Annotated in this window: 3 protein-coding genes; 1 reads left to right on the top strand and 2 read right to left on the bottom strand. The window is 73.1% G+C overall.

Going from position 1 to position 2155, the window contains the following annotated elements; translation table 11 throughout:
- Positions 1-131: 131 nt before the first annotated feature.
- Positions 132-326 (bottom strand): hypothetical protein, encoded by a 195-nt coding sequence (locus ACWDR0_RS34795; RefSeq protein WP_456355837.1) that lies wholly within the window; start codon positions 324-326, stop codon positions 132-134.
- Positions 316-702, bottom strand: a complete 387-nt coding sequence (locus tag ACWDR0_RS34790; protein WP_456355836.1) for a hypothetical protein — start codon at positions 700-702, stop codon at positions 316-318. Before ACWDR0_RS34790 ends, ACWDR0_RS34795 begins: the two co-directional genes overlap by 11 nt.
- A 146-nt stretch (positions 703-848) precedes the next feature.
- On the opposite strand from ACWDR0_RS34790, the gene ACWDR0_RS34785 reads away from it, so the two are divergent.
- Positions 849-2155: hypothetical protein (locus ACWDR0_RS34785; protein WP_456355835.1), on the top strand; the 1307-nt coding region annotated here is incomplete at its 3' end.

The following is a 2155-nucleotide window of genomic DNA, read 5'->3' as shown; positions in this document are numbered from 1 at the left end:
GCTCCGGAGCCGTACCGCCGCCCTCCTCCGCGGACGGCGCCGGACAGGCCTTCCACTCCGGTTTCTGGCCGGTCAGCTTCTTCCCGAGCGGCGGGCTGGACCGTGGCGGGAACCCCGCGGGCGCCGGTGGTTCAGCGGCGCCGCGGGGTGGCGTTCGTCCGCCATCGCGGGGCCGGGCAGGCTGGGTGTGCGTAGAGGGAGGGCCGCGCCCCGGAGTCGGAGAACCCGAGCATCAGCAGGTTCTCCTCCGACCGCTCCACCGGCCGCTCGCAGTAGACGCAGCACTCCGGCGGCACCTCGGAGACCTCGGCGGGCCTATCGGTCACCCTCCGCCTCCCCGCCCGGCGCGGACGGCCCGTCCGGGCAGACCGGGCCACCGCAGGTGCAGGGCGGCCATTCGGGTTCGGGCGGGTCGAGTGTCGTGTACGGCGACGGGCTGCCCGTCGGCCACCGCTCATCGCTACGGTGCATTCGTCGGCTCCTTGTCCAGTCGTCCGGCGCGGCCACGGGGCGGTCGGCGTCCGGAGCCCGCTGCTCCGACAGTTCGTCCCGGTCGCGGTTCAGGTCGTCGTGGGCAATGACCGTCACCACCCCGAGCCCGGCGAGCACGGCGGTCCACCAGACCACCGCCGCTCCGGCCTCGACGGCGTTCCTCAGGGCGGCTGCGACCGTCGGGGCGGTCTCCTGCATCTCGTTCGGCACGGGTCTTACCTTCGCCAGGACGGGGCAGGCTTGAGGAGAGGGCTCAAGTGCCCAGTTGTTCCCAGCCTGTTACCACGTGTGCCCATCCGGGCCGGAACGTCCGCTGTTCCACTCCGGGCGGTTCCCCGGCGGGGCACCATGGGGAGGTGAGCATCGACGGGCATCCGCTGGCCTACCTGTTGCACTGCCGGGGCTGGTCGGCAAACGACTACCTGACCCGCTTGAGCACCGTGCACCAGCAGCTCGGCTACGGGCCGATCGCACGTGACCGCAAGCGCGTCACCCGCTGGACCAGGGGCGGCGTCACACCGGACCTGCACGCGCAGAAGGCCATGGCCGTTCTGCACGGCATCCCGGAGGACGAGATCACCGCCAGACCCTGGCCCGAGTGGCTGCGTCCTGCGTGTATGCGGGACCGGGAACTGCTCGATGCCGGGTGGACCCCGGCCACCACGATCGACCTGCTCGACCACGTCGCCACGACAGGAGGGCCCATGGACCGCAGGGGATTTCTCGTCGTCACGGGGATAACGCCCGTGCTTGCCGGAATTGCCGCCGCCGAACCGGCCGTGGCCGACTCCCGTGGACGCCGCATCGGCGCGACCACGCCGGAGCTGTTCGAGGCATCACTCGCCGTTCTGCGGCGGCAGGACGACCAACTCGGCTCCGGTCAGGTCCATGCGTCCGCCCGCGCCCAGCTCCAGTTGATGATCACGACCGTGAGGACGACCGCGCACACCGAGGACGTCGGCCGCCGGTTGTACGGTGCCGCGGCCGAGGCCGCGCGGGTCTGCGGCTGGACGGCGCACGACTCGGGGCACCAGGCGCTGGCCGAGGAGTACTACTTGGTGGCGCTGCGCGCCGCGGCGTCGTCCGGCGACCAGGTGGTCACCGCCAACACCCTGGCCTTCTGGGCGATCACGCGTTACTCGGGCGGCGACCCGCGCGGTGCGGTCGACCTGGTCTCCGAAGCCCTGGGCCGCACCCGGAACATCGGCTCGCCCCGTATGGAGGCCATGCTGTACGCCCGGCTGGCCCGCGCCCATGCCCGCGCGGGTGAGCACCGTGCTTCGGACCGCGCCCTGGCGGCCGCGTTCGACGCCTACGACCGGGCCCGCGACCGGGCTCCGGAGGAGGAGCCCGACTGCGTGTACTGGGTGTCCCTCGGTGAACTGCACAGTTGGGCGGCGAGCAACGCGACCGACCTCGGCCGCCCCCATGTCGCCCTGGCTCACTACGAGGCCATCCCGGCGGCCCATCGGGGCGAGGGCTACGACACTCAGGCGTACCCGAGGGCCGCCGCCCTGCGTCTTGCCCGGACGGCCGAGGCCCGGGTCGCGCTCGGCGACCTGGACGGCGCCGTGCACACCGCCCGCCGTGCCGTCGACTACCTGGGCGGCGTCTCCTCCGCCCGCGGCACGGCCGGCCTCACCGACCTCCGCACCCGGCTGAC

The sequence above is a fragment of the Streptomyces sp. NPDC003691 genome (assembly GCF_053981115.1).
Note: the sequence above shows the minus strand (reverse complement) of the source record. Positions and strands in the feature narration are given on the sequence as shown.